The following is a 20035-nucleotide window of genomic DNA, read 5'->3' on the forward strand; positions in this document are numbered from 1 at the left end:
GGTACACGCAGAACGATCCAGTAGGCCGAAACCTCCATATTCTCCTTCTTATTGGGGATGCCGCATCTGCGCCGCCGGGCGTACTTTTGGATGCTGTAAGGAAGGAGACCGGCCATGTCTGAGTCGGTTCACCAGGACCTTCCCGTCTCCCATGACGACGATCACATCGAGTTCCGGACGTCCGAGGAACAGAGCCGCGTGATCCGCAAGGCGGCGGAACTCATGGGGTGGACGGTCCCGCAATATGTCCTGTCCACGGTCCTCGACCGGGCTGAACGCGATCTTTACGAGTACGCCGCGGCGCGCGAGGCCATGCTCGACGGCCCGGACCGCGCCTCCACCTCACCCGCCGGACAGGAAGCCGCCGTCATCCCGCTGGTCGCCGTCGTGGCGGCACTCGGCTGAAGGACCGATTGATTCGGCTCGTCGACTCGGCCATGTGATCCGGCCGTTGATCTGGCTCGGCTCCGTGCCCGGGATTCACGTCCCGGCACGGAGCCGGGCGGCGTACTCGGCCGCCTCGGCGTCCGAGTCGTACTTCTGCCGTGGCCAGAAGAAGCCGCGCAGCCCGTCCTTGCGGTTGCGGGGCACCACGTGCACATGCAGGTGAGGCACGCTCTGGCTGATGCGGTTGTTCATCGCCACGAACGAGCCCGCCGCGCCGAGCACCGATTCCATCGAGGCCGCGAGCCGCTGCGCGTGGCCGAAGAGCCCGCCCACCAGATCCGCGGGCAGGTCGGTCAGCGTCTCGTGGTGCTCGCGCGGCACTAGCAACGTGTGCCCCTTGAACAGGGGCCGCGTGTCCAGGAACGCCATGGCGTCCTCGGCGTCCAGCACGAGATGCGCCGGCCGTTCCCCCTTGATGATCTCGCAGAACACGCAGCCGCTCATGAGCCGCATTCTGTCAGCTCCGGGCTAACGGGGCGCTTACAGCGAGATCACTACTGTCCGTGGCCTATGCAGCTGACCGAGGTCGCCTTCCGCTATCGCCGGAGAGCCCCCTGGGTACTCCAGGACGTCTCGTTCTCCCTCCCGCCGGGCCGGGTGCTGGAGGTGACCGGACGCAACGGGGCCGGGAAGTCCACGCTCCTCCGGTTGCTGGCGGGACTCCGTGCGCCGCACCGCGGCACCATCACGGGTCGCCCAGACCGGGTGGGGTACGCGCCAGAACGCTTTCCGGTGGACCAGCCGTTCACTGTGTCGGCCTACCTGGACCATATGGCGGCCGTACGCGGTATCAGGCGGCCTGCCATCGGCGAGTGGGCTGAGCGGCTGCGGTTCGAGCACCTCCTGAACGTGCGGCTGCCAGAGCTGTCCAAAGGCAGCGCGCAGAAGGTAGGTCTCGCCCAGGCGCTCCTCGCCGAACCCGGCCTGCTGATCCTCGACGAACCGTTCGCCGGCCTGGACGCCGAGAGCCGCGACACGCTCCCCGGGTTGATCGCCGAACTGGCCGGGGCAGGCACGGCGGTCGTGGTCAGCGACCACCAGCGCGTCATCGAGTCGGTCCCCGGCGTCGACCGGATCCGCGTCGAGAAAGGGACCGTGACCCCGGTGACCGCAGAAGCCGAGTGGACCGTGCTGGAGGTGGTCGTCCGGGCCGGCGAGGCCGAGGAGGTCGCGACCAAGCTCCGCGCGGACGGCCACGACGTACGGAGGGCCGACCGGTGATCGCGCTCGCGCGCTTCCAGGTGTCCGGCTACCTGCGGTCCCTCCGGATCCTGCAGCCGGTGATCGTCATCTTCCTGATCCTGGCGCTGCTGCTCTCCCAGGCCCCGGCCAACGCCAGGCTGGCCGCCGGGGCGTTCGGCGACGTCGCGGCGTTCATGTTCCCGGTGTGGGCCTGGACCGCCCGTGCGCTCCTGGACACCCAGCCGGACGAACAGCGTGCCTTGTCCGCAACCGCCGCGCGCCACCACCTGACCCCGGCCTTCGCTGGTCTCCTGGCGGCCTACGCCGTCAACCTGGCCCTGGGCGTCGCCGTCATCGCGGTGCCGACAGCGCAGGGGCTCTCCGCAGGTCTCGACGCCGGCGCCGTATCAGCCGGCCTCGCCCTCAATCTCCTGGTGGCCGCCGCCGGCACCTTCCTGGGCGCCTGGACGAGCCGTGCGATCATCCCGGATCCGGGCGTCTCGCTGCTGGCGCTCCTCGGTGGTGCGGCCGCGGCCCTCCTGCTCAGCATCGGCCCCTTGTCATGGCTGTCGGTCCCGATGGTCGACTGGATCCGTGCCGCCCACGACGGCCCGGACGATCTCATCGCCGCGTTCCCGGGTCTGGGCCTCCACATCGCGCTCTGGACGGCTGCCGTGGGCGTCACGTACGTCCTGATCCGCCGGACCCGCCCCTGACCGCAGAACGTCACGCGCCGGTCGTGGACCCAGGCCGGACGATCATCAGAATCGTCACCACCGCCCAGAGCACGTTGAACACCCCGGTGAACATGGCCAGCCGAGCAGCAAGAGGCCCGACGTCCGACCCCTCGCCCTGCGCGCGCTGAGCCCGACCGCCACCTGACGCGCCCTCGGTCTGATGTTCGGCTGACGCGCCCTCGGTCTGGCGTTCGGCTGCCACGCCCTCCATCCGACTCGCGGCCGGTGCGCCTTCGACGGCGGCGAGCGCGGCGGCTTGCCGGGGCAGGACGAGGAGGCCGAGAACGGCGGCTGCCGCGGCGGTGAGCAGGATCGAGATGACCAGCCACGGATCGCTGAGGACTCCCATGCTGCTGGCGGTGATGAATCCGAAGACGGGCACGGCGATGCCGAACACGGCGTACACGCGGCAGATGCGGTGCAGGTTGCGCAGTGCCGGGAGGGAGTCCGGATCCGTCTTCGCGTTGCGCAGAGCAGGCGGGAACATGCTGGCGGCCACGGCGACCGGGCCGATCGCGAGGATCGCGGCGAGGACGTGCAGGATGAGGAACAGCTTGCTCATGTCGGCCCTGGGAACCCTTCGTGCACACGGGATCGTACGGAACGTCGCTGACGCTAGTCAGGGCTCCCAGGAGCGGACAGCGGCGAGCACGCCAACTTCCGACCGGATCCAGCCAGGAGGTCGTCAGGCAGTGGCGGCCGCCTGCAGGGTGAGCCAGGTGTCTTCCAACCGTCCGGCGGAGTTGACGCAGAAGTAGATGCGGCCCGGGGCGCCCCAGTCCCAGCCGAGCCGCGCGTCGGAGTCGAGCTGGAGCAGCAGCTGCCATTCGTTTTCGGCGGCCGTCTCCTCTTCGGGAGAGAGGGCCATCGTGTCGAGGTCGCGACCCGTCGACGCGTACGTGCAGTCGGGGCCGAGCGGCCGCTGCACGAGCGCGGGCCAGCCGCCGAGCTGGTGCAGCGGAGTGTCGTCGGGCCATACGTGCTGGAGCCACGCCGCGTGCAACTGCTCGTACACCGGAAGGACACCGCTGTAGCGTTCCTCAAGACGCCTGACCACGGTCTCCTGTGGCGCGGGCAGTGAGAGGAACGGCGCCGCGCCGAGCGGGCAGATCGGGAACGAGGACGTGCCTTCGGGAGGCTCGACCTCGTGCAGGCCGCCTGTGAAGAGCCGCCACCCGTCCCGCTGCGCACGGTCGTCTCCCCAAGGGCGCGGCAGGGCACTCGCATAGAAGAACGCTGCCTGGCCCTCCTGGGGCAACCCGGGAATGTCCATCACCTTGGCCAGGTCCGCGAAGTCGACCGCCAGCATGAAGTCGAGGGGTCGCCCTTCCCACGTCGGCCATTCCTCGCCGGGCGGAAGCAGCGGCGTGCCGCCGAGCCGTACCGTCGTGTCGCCGTCCGGACCGAGCCGCAGCGCGGGTCGCGCCAGCGGAAGCAGCGCGCCGGTGACTTCGGGGGCGAAGAAGACGCCGAACAGGGAGCGCAGCCGCTGATGCTGCGCGGCGAAGTGATCCATGTCACGTAGCGTTGCGTGTTCGGGCGCCGCGCGCCAGCACCCGGCCAAGATCTGTGGATATCCGGTTCGTCCCTAACCGGGGGCAGGCTCCGCCGGCGTGGGGTTTCAGCGGCGTTCGAGCGCGCCCGCGAGCTGGACCAGGAAAGCGTCGACCTCTGCCTCGTCGTAACCGGGCCCGAAGCGTACGGTCCGGAAAACGATCTCCCGTACGTCCCGAGCCGTCACCGGCGGCGCCGTCCCGCGCAGCCCCGTGATCACCCGTTCGAGGAAGGCGTCCACGTCGCGCACGTCATATCCGGTCCGCATCCGGGCGCCGGTGAACCGCGCGTTCTGGATCCAGCCGATCAGCCAGCCCGGATGGACCCGCCCACGCCCCGGGCGGAGCCCGATGGGTGCGGCGGCCTGAAGCTCGCGGATGCACTCCTGGAGCAGCTCGTCCACCGCGCGCGGCTCGTACCCCCGCAGCACGATGTCGAAGCGGGCCGCCCGCACGTCGTCAGCGGTGATTCTCTCGACGGCAGTGCCGCCTTCGGCAGCGGTGTCGCCTCCGGGAGCAGTGCCGCCTCCGGCGGCGAGGAGTCTTCTTATGGCGGGACCGGTCGGCTTGCTCGTGGCGCCGAGCGTGCTCCGAATACGGCCGAGCAGATCGTCCACCTGGCCGCGGTCGTACCCCCGCAGCGCCACGGGCAGGCGGTGTGTTCTCGTCTTCACCGTCCCTCGCTCCTCGTTCCGCGCCTCCCCCAAGGCTCAACGGCAACAGAGTGGCGCCCGTACGCCCAGCGCGCAAGGTCAGATGGCAGCGGAGCGCGTGGTGCCGAGAAGCCGTTCGCAGGCATCGAGCAGGCGCTGCCGAAGCGGATGCGCGCGTTCGGCGAATCCACGCTGCTCGCTGGCGTATTCCGCGCGGCCTTCCGGCGTCTCGATCCTGATCGGCTCATGCCCGAGCGCGCTGAGGTCGTACGGGCTGGCGCGCATGTCCACGGCGCGGATGTCACGGGCCAGCGCGAAGCAGTCGGCCACCAGCTCGCTGCTGATGAGGGGCGAGAGCTTGAACGCCCACTTGTAGAGGTCCATGTTCGCGTGCAGGCAGCCGGGTTGTTCGAGCTCCGCCTGACGCTCCCGGGTGGGCTGCAGAACGTTCAGTGGCCGCGCCTCCGGGGTGAAGAAGCGGAACGCGTCGAAGTGGCTGCATCGCACGCCGCGGGCCTCCACGACCTGCGCGATCTCCTCGGCCTCAAGCCTCATCGGCCAAGCCGAATGCCGGATCTCCTGCGACCTGTAGACCATCGCCCACTCGTGCATCCCGAAGCACCCGAAATGCGCAGGCCGTCGAGCGGTCGCGGCCAGCAGCGCGGCGGCGAACTCCACCGCGGCCTTGCGCTTGGTCATCAACGAGGCGACGTCGAGGACGGCACCCTCGGGTGTGTCGAGATAGTCGCGCCCGAACTCCCGCGCATCGGCGCCCAGAAGGACGACGCCCGCCCCCGGATGCCACCTGCGCAGCTTGCCCGGGCTGTAGCCGTAGTAGCTGAACAGGAAATCCTCAACCGGATGCGCCACACCACGTCCGCGTCGTTCGAGATGAGGCTCCACCCAGCCCGCGACCCGCCGCCGATGCGCCTCGGCCCGTGCCCGCCATGCAGCAGACTCCAAAGCCAGAGCACCATGCTGATCTTTCACTCGCCTGCCCGCCGCCAACCTGCCGACCGCACCCTCCGCCGCGCCATTCGCCGAGCCGCTCACCACGCCGCTCGCCGAGCCGTTCGCCACGCCGGGGGTCAGTCCTTGGTCGTGGCGGCGAGCTGGCCGCAGGCGCCGTCGATCTCACGGCCGCGCGTGTCGCGGACGGTGACCGGCACACCGTGGGACTCCAGGCGGTGGACGAACTCCTTCTCGTCCTGCGGGCGCGAGGCGGTCCACTTGGAGCCGGGCGTCGGGTTGAGCGGGATGAGGTTGACGTGCACGAGATGCCCGCGCAAAAGCTTGCCGAGCAGGTCGGCCCGCCACGCCTGGTCGTTGATGTCCTTGATCAACGCGTACTCGATCGAGACCCGGCGGCCGGACTTGGCCGCGTACGCCCAGGCGGCGTCCAGGACCTCGCTGACCTTCCAGCGGTTGTTGATCGGGACAAGCTCGTCGCGCAGCTCGTCGTCGGGCGCGTGGAGCGACAGGGCGAGCCGTACGGACATGTCCTCGGCCGCCAGCTTCTCGATCGCCGGGACCAGGCCGACCGTGGACACCGTGACCGAACGCTGGGAGATGCCGAGGCCCGCCGGCGCCGGATCGGTGATCCGGCGGACCGCCCCGAGCACCGCCTTGTAGTTGGCCAGCGGCTCGCCCATGCCCATGAAAACGATGTTGGAGACCCGGCCGGGCCCACCAGTGATCTTGCCACGGGCCATGGCACGGGCGCCCGCAGCGACCTGCTCGACGATCTCCGCCGTGGACAGGTTGCGGGTCAGCCCGGCCTGCCCGGTGGCGCAGAACGGGCAGTTCATGCCACATCCGGCCTGTGACGAGACGCACATCGTCGCCCGGTCGGGATAGCGCATCAGCACCGACTCGAACAGCACGCCGTCGAAGGCCTTCCAGACCGTCTTGAGCGTCTTGCCGCCGTCGCAGGTCAGCTCGCGGACGGGCGTCAGGAGCTCGGGCAGCAGCTCGTTCGCCAGCCGTTCCCGGACCGCGGCCGGAAGATCGGTCATCTCGGCCGGGTCGTCGGCAAGGCGCGCGAAGTAGTGCCGCGACAGCTGATCCGCGCGGAACGGCTTCTCGCCCAGCTCGGCGACGGCCTCCCGGCGTTCGGCGGAGGTCAGGTCGGCGAGGTGGCGCGGCGGCTTGGCGCGGCGGGGTGCGGCGAAGACGAGCTTGGCCGGGGTCTTCTCGGTGGCAGACATGGTCCTTCCAGTGTCGCAAACCCCAGCGTGTGCCTGGGCCGTACGGGGGTTGAGCCGTACGGGGGGTTGAGCCGTACGGGGGGTTGAGCCGTACGGGGGTTACGTCCGGGATGCTGCGCATGACCATTAGCGGGGATTAGGCTTTCGATCATGTCGGTATTGCACAGGGGGTCCGTTTCGAAGGCAGTCCTCGATGAGGTCAGCCCGTACGGAAGCCGCAGGCTTGTGGTGGAGACCGACGGCGTCGTCTCGGCCGCCTATCTCAGGAACGCCAAGGACGCGGTCGTCGGGGCGGTGTGGATCGCCAACCACGGCCCCGCCTCCCAGGATTTCGACCGGTCCCGGTTGGACGCAGGCCTCGCGCCGTTGCTGAGCGCCGATCACGTGAGCCACCCGGAGGGCCGCCCGGCCCTCGGCGACCTCGAAACGGTGTGGTTCGAGGAGGGCGACGGCGTGGCGATCCTGGAGGCCGGTGACCTGCTCTGCGTGATCCCGGGCTGGTCCGACATGGAACGCGGCATCCCCGGTTACAGCCGCGACGCGACCAAGCAGAGCCCGTTCGCGTTCCCCCTCTCGGACGAGCCGTTCGGCCCTCGCCTCGAACGTGCCCGCCGGCACTGGCAGACCGTACGGGCCGACGGCTCCTGGGCGGACTTCCAGCAATCCGTCCTCGGTCATCTCCTCCACCGCCTCGGCCCAGGCGGCCACTACTGGCACGACGTGGGCCGCCAACTGCGCGACGGCCTGGCCCCTACGGTCGGCGTCTCGGAACGTCCCGCTCGCGGTGACCGCGAGTTCACGGTGCTGAGCACAGTGGGCATGAGCCGCCAGCGCATGCCCACGATCGAGTTGTACGAGGACGAGGTGGCCCCGCATGCCCGCATAGAGCTCGCCCTTGCCACCACCCTGCCCAGCCAGCGCGCGGGCAGCATCTTCCCCTGGCTGGCCCAATACCCCTGGCGTTCCGTCACGTGGTTCGCCCCCGGTGACGTCGTCAAGTGGTACCACGAGGCTCGGACGTTCCCGCTGAACACGACCGAGTCGGCCGACTGGGAAGGCGTGCTCCTCCTGGACGACCCCACCCGTCTCCCTGGCCCCATCGCCCCACCCATGGACGGCCTCACCATTCAAGGCGACCCCGTCCACTGGCTGTGGCTCGTCCCCATCACGGGCGAAGAGCACAACTACGCCAAGAGCGAGGGCTCCGACGCCCTGATCCGCCGCCTGTCCCAACAGTCCCGTACCTGGGTCGTCAGCTGACCAGCCGAGGGGCCCTAGCCGCCAGGTGAGCGCGGTCCAGGTGAGCGCGGGTTCAGGTGGAGGGGAGGAAGAGTTCCAGGAGGATCCAGACCACGGGGGCTGTGGCGATCAAGGAGTCGAGGCGGTCCATGACGCCGCCGTGGCCGGGGAGGAGGGTGCCCATGTCCTTGAGGCCGAGATCGCGCTTGATCATGGAGACGATGAGGTCGCCGGCGATGGCGATGACCGCGGCGGCGGCGCCGATGACGGCGCCCTCCCAGAGATGGCCGTCCAGCAGCCAGGCGACGAGCCAGGCGCCGACGAGCATGCAGGCCAGGACGGCGCCTCCGGCGCCCTCCCAGGTCTTCTTGGGACTGATCGCGGGGACCAGCTTGTGCTTGCCGAGGAAGGTCCCGGCGAAGTAGCCGCCGATGTCGCTGGCGACGGTGGTGGCGATGAAGATCACGATGCGGTGGTCGCCGTCGGCGGGCTCCATGAGGAGGGCGACGATGCCGCCCATCAGCACCAGGTAGCCGGTGGCGAAGACGCCTGCGGTGACGTCCCGGACGTAACCGGACGCCGGGCCGTCGGCCATGCGCCAGATGAGCACGGTGAGGATGGTCAGCGCGGTGACCGCGACCAGCGGCTCGGGGCCCCAGCCGTACGCGGTGATCGCGCCCGCGACCAGGCCGAGGGCGAGCGGGATCAGCGGGACCCGGATGTCGCGGGCCTTGAACGCGTCGGTGAGCTCGCGCAGGCCGATGACGAGGAACACCACCATGACGACCAGGAAGATCGTCTTGACGGTGTAGAGGGAGAGCAGCACGAGCGCGCCCAGGGCCACGCCGACAACGATGGCGGCGGGGAGGTTACGCCCGGTCTTCGTGTGGGCCGGGGGTGGCGTCCGCGGTGCCTCCGGCTCACCCGGGGAGCCCTCGGGCTCCCCGGACGCGTCCAGTTCCATCAAACCTCGAGGAGCTCGGCCTTCTTGTGCTCGAGAAGTTCGTCGACCTGCGCCACGTACTTGTGGGTGGTGTCTTCGAGCTCCTTCTCGGCACGCCGGACCTCGTCCTCGCCGGCCTCGCCGTCCTTGGCGAGCTTGTCGAGGGTCTCCTTGGCGCGGCGGCGGATGTTGCGGATGGAGATCTTGCTGTCCTCCGCCTTGCCGCCGGCGACCTTGATGAACTCCTTGCGGCGCTCCTCCGAGAGTTCGGGGAAGACCACGCGGATGACGTTGCCGTCGTTGGTGGGGTTCACACCGAGGTCGCTGTCGCGGATCGCCTTCTCGACAGCCTGCATGGACGACTTGTCGAAGACCTGCACGATGACCATGCGCGGCTCCGGCAGCGTGAACGACGCCAGCTGGTTGACCGGTGTCGGCGTGCCGTAGTACTCCGCGGTGATCTTGTTGAACATGGCGGGAGTGACCCGGCCGGTGCGGATGGCCTGGAAGTCCTCCTTGGCGACCGCGACCGCCTTCTCCATTTTCTCCTCGGCCTCGAGGAGGGTCTCGTCGATCACTTCGACTCCCGTGTCATCTGATCGGCCAATGTCACCTGAACGCCGGTGCCTGCTCGGCTCCGGTCAGCCCTCGGCCGGGCTGACCAGCGTGCCGATCTTCTCACCCCGGACGGCCCGGACGATGTTGCCCTGTCCCATGAGGTCGAAGACCACGATGGGCAGTTCGTTGTCCATGCAGAGACTGATGGCCGTGGCGTCCATGACCTTCAGGCCCCGCTGTAGAACTTCACCGTAATCCAAACGGTCGAACTTGACCGCGTCCGGATTCTTTCGCGGATCGGCGTCGTACACACCGTCCACTTGAGTCCCCTTCAGCACCGCCTCTGCGCCGATCTCCAGCGCGCGCTGCGCGGCGGTGGTGTCGGTGGAGAAGAACGGCTGGCCGAGACCGGCCCCGAAGATCACCACGCGCCCCTTCTCGAGGTGCCGCATGGCGCGCCGCGGGATGTAGGACTCGGCGACCTGGCTCATCGTGATGGCGGTCTGCACGCGGGTGTCGAGGCCGAGCTTCTCCAGGAAGTCCTGGAGGGCCAGGCAGTTGATCACGGTGCCGATCATGCCCATGTAGTCGGCGCGGCCGCGGTCCATGCCGCGTTCGGCCATCGCGGCGCCGCGGAACATGTTGCCGCCGCCGCACACCACCGCGACCTGCACTCCGTCACGCACGGCCTCGGCGATCGCCTCGGCCACGTGCTGGACGACCTCCGGGTCGATGCCCAGCGGGTCGCGTCCGGCGAACGCCTCGCCGGAGAGCTTCAGCAGAACGCGCTTCCAGCCACGCTTGTGACCTGCGGGCACGCCACGGGCGCCGGACGAGACGGCCGGGGCGCCCGCGGCGCTCGGCGAGACGGTCTGGGCGCCGGACGGGGCGGCCTGGGTGGACGCACCGGACGTACCGGACGTTTGTGGAGACGACGCGGCCGCCGTCGTGTCAGCGTTCGGTTTCTCCTGCACGGCGGCGGCCTCCTCGTATCGCGGCTTCGTAATCTGTCGGTCCCTGTTTCTCGGGGGGTCGTCCCCGGACCCGGGCTCTCCTGCGACCTGTGCCCAGATCCGGGGAATCCCCACAACGCCGTGCTTGTGGCGGGCGCTGCGGGGTCCCTGTTCCCAGAATGCCTCTAAGCGGCGAGCGTCAGCTCTGGCCGACCTTGAAGCGGGCGAAGCGCTTGACGTTCACGCCGGCCTCCTGGAGGACCTTCGCGATCGTCTTCTTGCCGTCCTTCACGAACGCCTGCTCGACCAGGACGAAGTCCCGGAAGTAGGCGTTGACGCGACCCTCGACGATCTTCGGGATGGCCTGCTCGGGCTTGCCCTCGTCGCGGGTGAGCTGCTCGGCGAGCGCCCGCTCCTTCTCGACCGCCTCGGCCGGGATCTCGTCCCGGGTGAGGTACTTGGGCGCCATCGCCGCGATCTGCTGGGCGATGTCCTTGGCGATCTCGGCGTTCTCGGTGTCGAGCTCGACGAGCACGCCGGTGGTCGGCGGCAGCTGCGGGTCGGACTTGTGCAGGTAGCTGGCCACGTACGCGCCCTGGAAGTGCGCGTAACGGCCGAGCTCCAGCTTCTCGCCGATCTTGGCGCCGTTCTCCTCGATCAGGGCCTGGACGGTCTTGCCCGGCTCGATCTCCAGGTCCTTGAGGCTGTCGGCGTCGGTCGCCTCGCTCTTGGCTGCGAACTCGACCAGACGGTCGGCCAGCTCGATGAACGCCTGGTTCTTGGCGACGAAGTCGGTCTCGCACTTGAGCTCGAGCAGGGCGCCGTCGCCGGTGCCGTCGAAGCGCTCGGCGACCAGGCCGTTGGCGGCGGTGCGCTCGGCGCGCTTGCCGACGTCCTTGGCGCCCTTGAGGCGCAGGATCTCCACGGCCCTGTCAAAGTCGCCGTCAGCCTCGGTGAGAGCGTTCTTGCAGGCCATCATGCCGGAGCCGGTCAGCTCACGGAGCCGCTTGACGTCAGCGGCGGTGAAGTTCGCCATCGTTTTCTTCGTCTCTGTCGGGATGGAAGTCTGCTGGTGAGACGGGCCCCGGGGCGGCCGCACGCCGCGTACATCCGCCCCAGGGGCACCACGTCGTCGTCAGGCCTGCTCGGCCTCGGTGGCCGGGGCCTCGGCGGCCGGAACCTCGGCGGCGGGGGCCTCAGCGGCAGGGGCCTCAGCGGCGGCCGGAGCGTCGGCGGCGGGAGCGGCCTCGCCCCCGGTGGCCTCGGTGGCCTCGGCGACCGGGGCTTCGGCGGCCGGGGCCTCAGCGGCCTTGGCGGTCTCGGTGCCGACCTGCTCCTTGTTCTCCAGCAGCTCGCGCTCCCACTCGGCCAGCGGCTCGGCGACGGTGCCGCCCTCGGCCGGCTTCTCGTCGCCGCCGGAGGCGGCGCCGGCGCGGGCGATGAGGCCGTCGGCCACGGAGTCGGCGACCACGCGGGTCAGCAGGCTGACGCTGCGGATCGCGTCGTCGTTGCCCGGGATCGGGTAGTCGACCTCGTCGGGGTCGCAGTTGGTGTCGAGGATCGCCACGACCGGGATGCCCAGCTTGCGGGCCTCGTTGACGGCGATGTGCTCCTTCTTGGTGTCCACGATCCAGATGGCGCTGGGAACCTTCGCCATGTCGCGGATACCGCCGAGGGTGCGCTCGAGCTTGTCCTTCTCGCGGCGGAGACCCAGAAGCTCCTTCTTGGTCATGCCGGAGCCCGCGACGTCGTCGTAGTTGATCTCCTCCAGCTCCTTGAGCCGGGTGAGCCGCTTGTGGACGGTGGAGAAGTTGGTGAGCATGCCGCCCAGCCAACGCTGGTTGACGTACGGCATCCCGACCCGGGTGGCCTGCTCGGCGATGGCCTCCTGGGCCTGCTTCTTGGTGCCGACGAACAGGATCGTGCCGCCGTGGGCGACCGTGGCCTTGACGAACTCGTAGGCGCGGTCGATGTAGGACAGCGACTGCTGCAGGTCGATGATGTAGATGCCGTTACGGTCCGTGAGGATGAACCGCTTCATCTTCGGGTTCCACCGGCGGGTCTGGTGGCCGAAGTGGACGCCGCTCTCAAGCAGCTGCCGCATTGTGACGACGGGTGCCATTGCCCGTGTTCTCCTGTCCGGCCCGGTTCGCTCTTTCCGGGCCACGTTCTCGGTTGGATGCCGGCGCCCGGCTCGGCCCCTCCGTCACCGTGGTGACGGACCGAGAGGCCGTGCCCCACCTGTCAGAAGCAGGTGGCCAGGGAGCGCGTGAATTCGGTCGCTCGGGTAAGCACCCACGCGACCGTTTCCCAAGTCTATGGGATGACCGCCGTACACGTGGAATCGACCGGAGGTGGCCGCCCGGGGGTTTTCCACAATCCGGTCCGGGCCTGGTGACGAGCGGCCCCGTCGAGGCAGCCTGCCGGACATGACCCTCGTCACACTTCTGCTCGCCTGCGCCGCGACCATGCCCGCCCCGGACGTGCGGCGCATGCCCGCCCCGGAAGCATGGCGCATGCCCGCGCCAGAGGCATGGGGCATGCCCGCCTCGGACGCGTGGCGCTGGCCGTTAGGACCACCCGCGCCCCGGATCGTACGGGGATTCTCGCCGCCACCGGCCCCCTGGTCTTCCGGCCACCGAGGCGTCGACCTGGCCGCCCGCCCAGGTCAACCGGTCTACGCCGCAGGCCCCGGCCGCGTGTCCTATAGCGGCCGCCTGGCCGGCCGAGGCGTGATCGCCATAAACCACGGCCCCGTCCGCACCACCTACCTGCCCGTACGATCCCAGCTCCCGTTGGGCCGCCCGGTCGAGGCCGGCGCGCACATAGGCGTCCTGGAGGCGAGCTCTCACTGCGCCGAACCCTGTCTTCACTGGGGCCTGCTGAGGGACGCGACCTATCTGGATCCCCTGAGCCTGGTCCGCCCCCGCATCCGCCTGCTCCCCCTATGGCCGTCCGAACCCACACCCGCAGACGCCAAGCCCGAACAGCCACCGCCCTACGAACCAGAACCCCGCCTAGACCTCCGCGACGCGACAACCGCCACAGGCGGGGCGATAGCCGGAATTCTCCTAGCCCTTGCCTGCTCCCTCGCCTGGCGCACCACCCGCACCCTCACGCGCCGCAAGCCCCCCACAGGCGTAATCGACCTGACCCAGGAACGCCGCCAGCGCCGCCAACGCCAAACCCCGTCGCCCTAACCCCCGACGGCCATTACGGAGACGCCCCTCGCAACCCCGAGGCCCGCGCCCCAGGCACACCGAGAGAGCCTCCGAAAGGCGGCTATTCAGCACCGCGAGGGTGGGCTTGGCGGTGCACCTGTTTGAGACGTTCTGCTGAGACGTGGGTGTAGATCTGGGTGGTCTGCAACGATGCGTGGCCCAGGATCTCTTGGACGCTCCTGAGATCGGCGCCTCCCTCCAGGAGGTGCGTTGCCGCGCTGTGCCGGAGACCGTGCGGGCTGAGGTCTGGCACGCCGACCTCCCCGATACGGGTGTGGACGATGCGCCGGGCGCTGGTGGGGTGGAGTCTCCCTCCCCGCGCGCCCAGGAAGAGCGCGGGCCCGCTGTCCTTGGTGACGATCGCGGGACGGCCTCGCCTCAGCCAGTCCGCGACGGCCCGTGCCGCCGGTTCGCCCATGGGGACCGTACGTTCGCGGCCGCCCTTGCCCAGCACCCGCGCCGTTCTCCGAGCGGTGTCCAAGTCGTCGATGTCCAGGCCGCAGAGTTCGCTGACACGTACGCCAGTCCCGTAGAGCACTTCCAGGACCGCGCGGTCGCGCAGGCCCAGCGCCCCCTCCGCCTCCATCTCGTCCAGCAACCGGGCAGCCTCGCCCTGCGTGAGCACTGCAGGCAGGTCACGCTCCCGTTTGGGAGTGCCCAGCAGAAGTCCGGGATCCGTTGAAATCAGGCCCCTCCTATGGAGGTGGCGGGTGAACGCACGGGCCGCGGCAGTCCGGCGGGCAAGCGTGGCTCGTTTACGGCCAAGTGCGTGTTGGCGGGCCAGCCAGCCTCGCAGCACCCCGACGTCCAACCCCTCGGGCTCGCCCACACCCACGTTCGCCGCGTACAGGCACAGGTCGGCAAGGTCACCGAGATAGGCCCTCAACGTGTGGGGCGACACATCACGTTCAGCCCTCAGATGCAGCTCGAAATCCGCGAGTGCCTCACGCGCCCAGGGTGCCTGCGAACCATCCACAGCGGTCACGCTGTCGCCCCCGACCGCGTCAAGCAAGCACCAAGGCCGAGTTATCCCCAGAATTCCGTTCGACTTCCTTCCGAGCCCGGCCCGGGGCAACGTCGAAGGCCGGAGGTATCGACCATGAACAACATGACCCTCGGGCAGCGCGGCGAGGACGCGGCGTCCGTCTACCTGGCCGGACTCGGCTGGACGATCATCGATCGCAACTGGCGGTGCCGCCAGGGCGAGATCGACATCGTCGCCCATGACGGACGGCAGCACGTGGTCTGTGAGGTGAAGACCCGCAAGAACGCCGCACTGGGCACCCCCTTCGAAGCGATCACGCAGGAGAAGGCGGTCCGGTTACGGCGGCTGGCCTGGCGATGGGCCGCACGGCACGGCATCGCGGGCTCAGCCGTCAGGGTCGATGCCATCTGTCTCCTGACCGAGCCGCCCCGCCGCCCCGCGCCCGGCAACGTCGTGGACGGCTTCACGATCGAGCATCTGCGCGGGGTGATCTGAGTGGCGCTGGCCAAGACCCGCTCCGTGGCCCTGGTGGGCGTCGACGGCTTCATGGTCGACGTCAGTGGTCGTAAACCACGACGCCGAACGTAGGACGGGCCCGGACGCGGTGATGGAAGCACCGGCCGAGCCCTTGATCCGGAAGCCCACTAGGAAGGTCCGAACCCAATGACGAATCATCCCACGCCCAACGACATACTCCCCAGCGAGACCGTGAAGATCATCCTCGCGGTTCTCGACGGGATCGCGATCCCGCACGCGGCGACCGTCGAGCACGACGAGACCCGCACCAAGATCCTCCTCGACCGCGTCATGCACGTCACGGTGATGCTGGAGAGCCTGCTTGGCTCGGGGTGCCCGAACATCGACGACGCCGTCTCGTACTTGGAGGAGAAGCTCGCCGAGCACCAGCCGGTCGGCTACGTGTCGCAGAAGGCCGCGCGCCGGCGTATCGAGGCGGGTGCCACGTGGAGCGAGGCCGTGTCCCTCGACTACCGCGAGGGGGCCGGCCGATGACCGCGACCATGCCCGAGCGGCTCAACCTGAGCGCGCTGCACGACGACCTTCAGGCCGTCCTCGACGCGCACGGCATCGCCTGCGACGACCTGTCCGTGCTCCCGATCGTGCAGGCCGGCGAGTTCGCCGGCGTCACGTTCTCCGGGCACTCCTACGAGCGCCCCGCGGGCCTGCCCGCCGCGGACAACGCGGCCGTGCGGCGTGACGTCGTCGGCGAACTCCTCGCGCGGTTCTTCCCCGAGCACGCAGAGGAGGCCGCAGCGTGAACCCGGCGAAGATCTGGGCAACCGGCGCGTTCCTGCTGGGCGTAGCCGTGTCGATCTCAGCGAACGTCGCCCACACCTACTACCCGTCGCCGGAGACCCTCCAGGAGGCGCACAAGACCGCGGAGACGTGGAAGCCGGAGTTCGGGGCGCAGTTGGCGGCGGCGTTCTACCCGTTGGCGCTGCTCCTGGTGGTCGAGCTTCTCGGCCGGGTCCAGTGGCCGTCCACGTGGGGCTGGGTCGCTGCCCGCTACGGCGGTACTGCGGTCGTCGCCGGCGTTGCTGCGGTCGTCTCCTACCGGCACATGGCCGCGCTGCTGGAGGCGTACGGCGAGGACGACCTCACCGCGACCATTGGGCCGCTCGCAGTCGACGGGCTGATGGTCGTGGCGTCGTTCGCGCTGCTGGCTCTGGGGAGCGCTCAGGAGCGGCACGGGGTATCCGGGGGCGACACCCTTCCCGCCGCTGCAGAGGAGCCCGTGGCGGACGGGTACGCGCTGTGGGACGACATTGAGCCCGAACCGCACACGCCGGCGCTGTCCTGGTGGCCACTGCCCGCGCTCGAGGCCGCGGAGCCGGAAATCCCATCAGAACCTAATGGGGTATCAGAGCCCGAGCCTGTACACGCCGTACTCGACGTGCCCGCCGATGTACTCGCTCGGGCCCGCGAGGTGTTCGCGAGCGAGCTCGACGAGGGCCAGGTGCCGGGCATCCGTCCCATCCGCCGGGCCCTCAAATGCGGCCAGCCGCGAGCGCAGCAGGTACAGGCGTACCTGGCCGAACTCGCCAACGGCGTACGCGTACCCGCCCAGTAACCCCCCCCATTGCCTGGCCCCGGGTGGACCTTCCACAGCACGCCCGGGGCCAGGTCCCCCTCAATCAAAGGAGGACCCTCATCATGACTCAGCGCAGGAGTACGCGGCGAGGTACGCGTACCCGCACGCGCCGTTGGCGCCCCAGCCTGTTTGATCACCTGCTGGTTGCCGGGTGCTTCGCCGGAGCCCTGTACCTGCTTTTCCACGAGCTGCTGGCCGCACCCGTCGCGCCAGCGGCCGTCGTCGCGTTCATCGGGTTCGGGTTCGCGCTCGGCGCTCAAGTGCCGGCACCGCGGTACCGGGCCCCGATCACCTGGAGGCACCGCCGATGAGCCGCGGAGGCAAGAACATCACCGAACTCGCCGAAATCCCCTTCCACGGGTCACTCGGTGAGGCGTTCCACGACTACGGCCAAGAGCTGTTCGCGCTCGGCCACCGGTGGGCGTTCGAACTCGGCCAGGCAGCCAACGACGCCGAAGCCGCCATGGCCTCACTCAAGGGCCACCCGCTGCTGTTCGGAGTCGACGTCAGGGCGCGGGCCCGGCGCGTATCCAAGCGGCTCCGCAGGGCGCAGAACCTCGCCTACGGCCTCTCGCAAGAGGGTCTGCGGTTCCACCAGGCGTACGTGCAGCACTTCATCAACGCATCGGACAAGTGGTGACGCATGGGATCGGGTGAACGGCGCATCGAATCGCTCGGAGACATCGAGTTCAACGACCGCGTGTCCCGAAGCGTCAGCGAGTACGCCAAGCAGACACAGCGCCTGGCCCGCGACATGGCGTCAGAGCTGGACGTCGGCGCCACGGCCGCGCATTCGGCGATGCTCAAGCTGCGGTTCCACCCGCGGCTGCAGCACCTCAACGTCAGGTGGCGGGCCCGGCGCGTCGCTCGGCATCTGGCGCGGGCCCGTGACCTGGCTCAAGGCATCTCAGCGGAGGCCGTCCGCTTCAACCTGCAGTACCGGCGCGAGTTCCTCGACATCGACTCGCGCGGCGACACCAGCAAAGCCAAGTACACAGGGGAGGTGGACCTGTAATGGCACGCAAACAGACATTGGAGATCGCAGGGGACGCCACCATGGAGCGGATCACCGTGGCGGCCGTGTCGCGGATCGGGGTGCTGATCCCGCCGTACGTGGTGCTGATCCTGCTCATGGTCGTCGGTGCGGTCTCTCACGCCAAGTGGGGTGACCCGCCGGCGGTGGTGTGGGCGACGATGTTCGGGACGTTCGCGTCGGTGGCGCTGGCCGCATTCACGTGGCTTATCGCCCACAGCCGCGGCCCAGTCGGGCGGATGCACGCCACCGTCACGGCTGGCGGCGCGTCGCTGTGGTTCACCGTCGCCACCATCACCGGCCCCACGTCGGGGTTCACGCTGGCCGCGTGGTTCTTCGGCGGCGGCTACCTGGCGGTGTTCTGGAACGCACGGGTCCTGATCAGGCAACAGCCCGGGGCCGAAGGCATCACTGACCCGTTGGCGTGGCTGTTCAACAGGTCCAAGGGCAAGTTCGGACTCAACGACGGCACGGTCCGCACGACCGAAGTGACCGAACACGCGATCAAGGGCAAGATGCAGCTCCCGCCCGGGGAGAAGACCCAGGGTGACGCGTTGAAGTCGGTCGACCGGATGGAGTCGGGGCTGCAGTTCCCGCCCGGGTCGGTGGTGCTGGCTGAGGACGAAGACGACGCGTCCCGCATGCACGTCACCGTGACCGACCCTCGGACCATGAAGAAGCCGCTTCCGTGGATCGGCCCCTACCGGCCAGGCGGGTCGATCGCCGAACCGCTGCGTCCGGGCCTGTACCAAGACATGTCCGATGTCCTGCACACCTTCATCGGGCACTACATGCAGACCATGGGTGCCATCGGGTCCGGCAAGTCGATCGGCGGGTGCTGGAACTACTGTGCCGAGATCATGACCCGGTACGACGCCGCAATCTTCGCGATCGACATGTCCAAGGACACCCAGACGTTCGGACCGATGCGCAACGGCCTGCACCGGTTCGAGACGACCAAGGCCGGCGCGGTCGACCTGGTCCGCAAGATGCACGCCGAGATCCCCAAGCGCACCAAGCGGCTGGCCGAGCACGGCTACCAGAAGTGGGCGAAGGGCTGCGGCCTGACGTACTGGTACCTGTGGATCGAGGAGTTCCCCAAGTTCCACGCTGCGCTGGGCAGCAGGGACGCCGACAAGTTCGAGGAGGTCGTCAAGGAGATCCGCTCTGCGGGCGGGTCGGTGATCCTGTCCTATCAGCGGTCGGACTACACGCAAGGCCCGACGATCGTCCGCGGGCAGCTCGGGAAGATGTGCTTTGGCGTGATGGAGTCCGACGATGCCGGGTTCGGGCTTAGCGAGCGTCAGAAGGAGGCTGGGGCGTCTCCGGAGCTGTGGGGCAACCACCAGCCCGGAATGGCGTTCCTGGACGTCCCAGGGATTGCTGAGACGCGCTACGCGATGCCGTTGCGCACGTTCTCGTGGGGCAAGACCGACCGGGAAGCCAACGCAGCCATGAAGGCACACGCCGCGCAGTGGCCGGCCGCAGCCAAGACGGTGGACGAGTTCACCGCTCGGCTCGTCGGGACCACGGCCGTCGCCATCCCGATGCCCGCCGGCACCGACGAGGACGACGACGAGCTGCTCGACGACCAGGACAACCCGGTTGAGGAGTACCAGACCGACGACGACCCAGACCCGACCGTCACCGCGAGCCCTGACGACGAGGTCCGTGAGCCCACCGGCGACGAGGCCGACCGGTTCGTCATCCCCGCCCCGTCCGGGCAGAAGATGCCGCCGGCCGCGGCGCGCGGCCTGGTCCACGACTGGATCCGGCACCGCTCCGCAGTCGGCAAACCCACCTTCACGGCCGGAGACCCTGAGCTCAGGAAGCTCCGGGAAGCGGCTGGGATGACGTCCCGCGGCTGGACGTACAAGGTCATTGAGGAGCTGCAGGCCATGGGCGTCATCGTCGCCGACGACTCCGCGTCCACCACCGTCTACAGCATCGACGACCTGGAGGCGCTCGACCGGACCCCTGTAGGCGTCTAGCCCGACAGGCAAGGGGCCCCGTCACGGTCGGCGGGGCCCCTTTTCGCGTGCGTACGGCTGCGCGTGGGACGCATGCGCAGGCACGTGTTTGATCTTGTCACGCGGGTGTCACGCGTACCTGTCACGCGGGTGTCACGGGCAGGTGTCACGCGCCGTGACACACCCGCTGACCTCACACTCCCTCCCCCAACCCCCGCCCCGCGTCACGCCGAACCGTCACAGA

At 69.2% G+C, this 20035-nt stretch carries 24 protein-coding genes; 12 read left to right on the top strand and 12 right to left on the bottom strand.

Annotation, left to right across the window (positions count from 1 at the left end):
* The first annotated feature begins 114 nt into the window (after positions 1-114).
* Positions 115-405 (top strand): type II toxin -antitoxin system TacA 1-like antitoxin, encoded by a 291-nt coding sequence (locus F8566_RS40435; protein WP_151568001.1) that lies wholly within the window; start codon positions 115-117, stop codon positions 403-405.
* A 75-nt stretch (positions 406-480) separates the two neighbouring features.
* On the opposite strand, the gene F8566_RS40440 is transcribed toward F8566_RS40435, so the two are convergent.
* Positions 481-891: an HIT family protein gene (locus F8566_RS40440; RefSeq protein ID WP_151568004.1), complete on the bottom strand. Its 411-nt coding sequence runs from the start codon at positions 889-891 to the stop codon at positions 481-483.
* Positions 892-957: 66 nt separating this feature from the next.
* Between F8566_RS40440 and F8566_RS40445 the strand changes: the two genes are divergently transcribed.
* Both F8566_RS40445 and F8566_RS40450 read left to right on the top strand, forming a co-directional pair.
* Positions 958-1668 carry an ATP-binding cassette domain-containing protein gene (locus F8566_RS40445; RefSeq protein ID WP_151568007.1) on the top strand — a complete coding sequence of 237 codons (711 nt, stop codon included), beginning with the start codon at positions 958-960 and terminating at the stop codon, positions 1666-1668.
* Entirely contained in the window at positions 1665-2345 is a 681-nt protein-coding gene (locus F8566_RS40450; protein WP_151568009.1) for a hypothetical protein, read from the top strand. The genes F8566_RS40445 and F8566_RS40450 overlap by 4 nt, the downstream gene beginning before the upstream one ends.
* A gap of 10 nt (positions 2346-2355) precedes the next feature.
* Here F8566_RS40450 and F8566_RS40455 read toward each other — a convergent pair whose 3' ends face one another.
* From F8566_RS40455 to rlmN, 5 genes are all read right to left on the bottom strand, one after another.
* Positions 2356-2928 carry a protease gene (locus F8566_RS40455; RefSeq protein ID WP_151568012.1) on the bottom strand — a complete coding sequence of 191 codons (573 nt, stop codon included), beginning with the start codon at positions 2926-2928 and terminating at the stop codon, positions 2356-2358.
* Positions 2929-3051: 123 nt separating this feature from the next.
* Complete coding sequence (locus F8566_RS40460) at positions 3052-3882, bottom strand: DUF1963 domain-containing protein (protein ID WP_151568015.1); 831 nt, start codon at positions 3880-3882, stop codon at positions 3052-3054.
* A 105-nt stretch (positions 3883-3987) separates the two neighbouring features.
* Complete coding sequence (locus tag F8566_RS40465) at positions 3988-4593, bottom strand: DivIVA domain-containing protein (protein ID WP_192810104.1); 606 nt, start codon at positions 4591-4593, stop codon at positions 3988-3990.
* Between the two features lie 78 nt (positions 4594-4671).
* Entirely contained in the window at positions 4672-5562 is an 891-nt protein-coding gene (locus F8566_RS40470) for a 3-methyladenine DNA glycosylase (protein ID WP_151568166.1), read from the bottom strand.
* 98 nt (positions 5563-5660) lie between these two features.
* Positions 5661-6779, bottom strand: coding sequence for a 23S rRNA (adenine(2503)-C(2))-methyltransferase RlmN (rlmN, locus tag F8566_RS40475; protein ID WP_151568019.1), 1119 nt, complete (start codon positions 6777-6779; stop codon positions 5661-5663).
* Positions 6780-6929: 150 nt separating this feature from the next.
* On the opposite strand from rlmN, the gene F8566_RS40480 reads away from it, so the two are divergent.
* Positions 6930-8039, top strand: coding sequence for a suppressor of fused domain protein (locus F8566_RS40480; RefSeq protein WP_151568021.1), 1110 nt, complete (start codon positions 6930-6932; stop codon positions 8037-8039).
* A 52-nt stretch (positions 8040-8091) separates the two neighbouring features.
* Here F8566_RS40480 and F8566_RS40485 read toward each other — a convergent pair whose 3' ends face one another.
* The 5 genes from F8566_RS40485 to rpsB form a co-directional block, all read right to left on the bottom strand.
* Positions 8092-8982: a phosphatidate cytidylyltransferase gene (locus F8566_RS40485; protein ID WP_151568023.1), complete on the bottom strand. Its 891-nt coding sequence runs from the start codon at positions 8980-8982 to the stop codon at positions 8092-8094.
* Positions 8982-9539 carry a ribosome recycling factor gene (gene frr / locus F8566_RS40490; protein ID WP_151568026.1) on the bottom strand — a complete coding sequence of 186 codons (558 nt, stop codon included), beginning with the start codon at positions 9537-9539 and terminating at the stop codon, positions 8982-8984. Before frr ends, F8566_RS40485 begins: the two co-directional genes overlap by 1 nt.
* 63 nt (positions 9540-9602) lie before the next feature.
* Positions 9603-10337, bottom strand: coding sequence for a UMP kinase (gene pyrH, locus F8566_RS40495; protein WP_151568168.1), 735 nt, complete (start codon positions 10335-10337; stop codon positions 9603-9605).
* 334 nt (positions 10338-10671) lie between these two features.
* A complete protein-coding gene (tsf, locus tag F8566_RS40500) occupies positions 10672-11508 on the bottom strand; it encodes a translation elongation factor Ts (RefSeq protein ID WP_151568028.1) in 837 nt (278 codons plus the stop codon).
* 99 nt (positions 11509-11607) lie between these two features.
* Positions 11608-12594, bottom strand: coding sequence for a 30S ribosomal protein S2 (rpsB, locus tag F8566_RS40505; protein WP_151568030.1), 987 nt, complete (start codon positions 12592-12594; stop codon positions 11608-11610).
* A gap of 307 nt (positions 12595-12901) precedes the next feature.
* On the opposite strand from rpsB, the gene F8566_RS40510 reads away from it, so the two are divergent.
* Positions 12902-13672: a M23 family metallopeptidase gene (locus F8566_RS40510; protein WP_225993955.1), complete on the top strand. Its 771-nt coding sequence runs from the start codon at positions 12902-12904 to the stop codon at positions 13670-13672.
* Between the two features lie 82 nt (positions 13673-13754).
* Here F8566_RS40510 and F8566_RS40515 read toward each other — a convergent pair whose 3' ends face one another.
* Positions 13755-14678: a tyrosine recombinase XerC gene (locus F8566_RS40515; RefSeq protein WP_151568032.1), complete on the bottom strand. Its 924-nt coding sequence runs from the start codon at positions 14676-14678 to the stop codon at positions 13755-13757.
* A 114-nt stretch (positions 14679-14792) separates the two neighbouring features.
* Between F8566_RS40515 and F8566_RS40520 the strand changes: the two genes are divergently transcribed.
* The 7 genes from F8566_RS40520 (at position 14793) to F8566_RS40550 (ending at position 19812) form a co-directional block, all read left to right on the top strand.
* Complete coding sequence (locus tag F8566_RS40520) at positions 14793-15173, top strand: YraN family protein (RefSeq protein WP_151568034.1); 381 nt, start codon at positions 14793-14795, stop codon at positions 15171-15173.
* Positions 15174-15341: 168 nt separating this feature from the next.
* Positions 15342-15689, top strand: coding sequence for a hypothetical protein (locus tag F8566_RS40525; RefSeq protein WP_151568036.1), 348 nt, complete (start codon positions 15342-15344; stop codon positions 15687-15689).
* Entirely contained in the window at positions 15686-15955 is a 270-nt protein-coding gene (locus F8566_RS40530; protein ID WP_151568038.1) for a hypothetical protein, read from the top strand. The genes F8566_RS40525 and F8566_RS40530 overlap by 4 nt, the downstream gene beginning before the upstream one ends.
* Complete coding sequence (locus F8566_RS40535; RefSeq protein ID WP_151568040.1) at positions 15952-16767, top strand: DUF2637 domain-containing protein; 816 nt, start codon at positions 15952-15954, stop codon at positions 16765-16767. The genes F8566_RS40530 and F8566_RS40535 overlap by 4 nt, the downstream gene beginning before the upstream one ends.
* A gap of 328 nt (positions 16768-17095) precedes the next feature.
* On the top strand, positions 17096-17428 hold the full coding sequence (locus F8566_RS40540) for a hypothetical protein (RefSeq protein WP_151568042.1): 333 nt from the start codon (positions 17096-17098) through the stop codon (positions 17426-17428).
* A 3-nt stretch (positions 17429-17431) separates the two neighbouring features.
* A complete protein-coding gene (locus tag F8566_RS40545; RefSeq protein ID WP_151568044.1) occupies positions 17432-17803 on the top strand; it encodes a hypothetical protein in 372 nt (123 codons plus the stop codon).
* Complete coding sequence (locus tag F8566_RS40550; protein WP_151568046.1) at positions 17803-19812, top strand: hypothetical protein; 2010 nt, start codon at positions 17803-17805, stop codon at positions 19810-19812. Before F8566_RS40545 ends, F8566_RS40550 begins: the two co-directional genes overlap by 1 nt.
* The last annotated feature ends 223 nt before the right edge of the window (positions 19813-20035 follow it).

Origin of the sequence: Actinomadura rudentiformis (assembly GCF_008923185.1) — a bacterium.
Lineage (GTDB): Bacteria > Actinomycetota > Actinomycetes > Streptosporangiales > Streptosporangiaceae > Spirillospora > Spirillospora rudentiformis.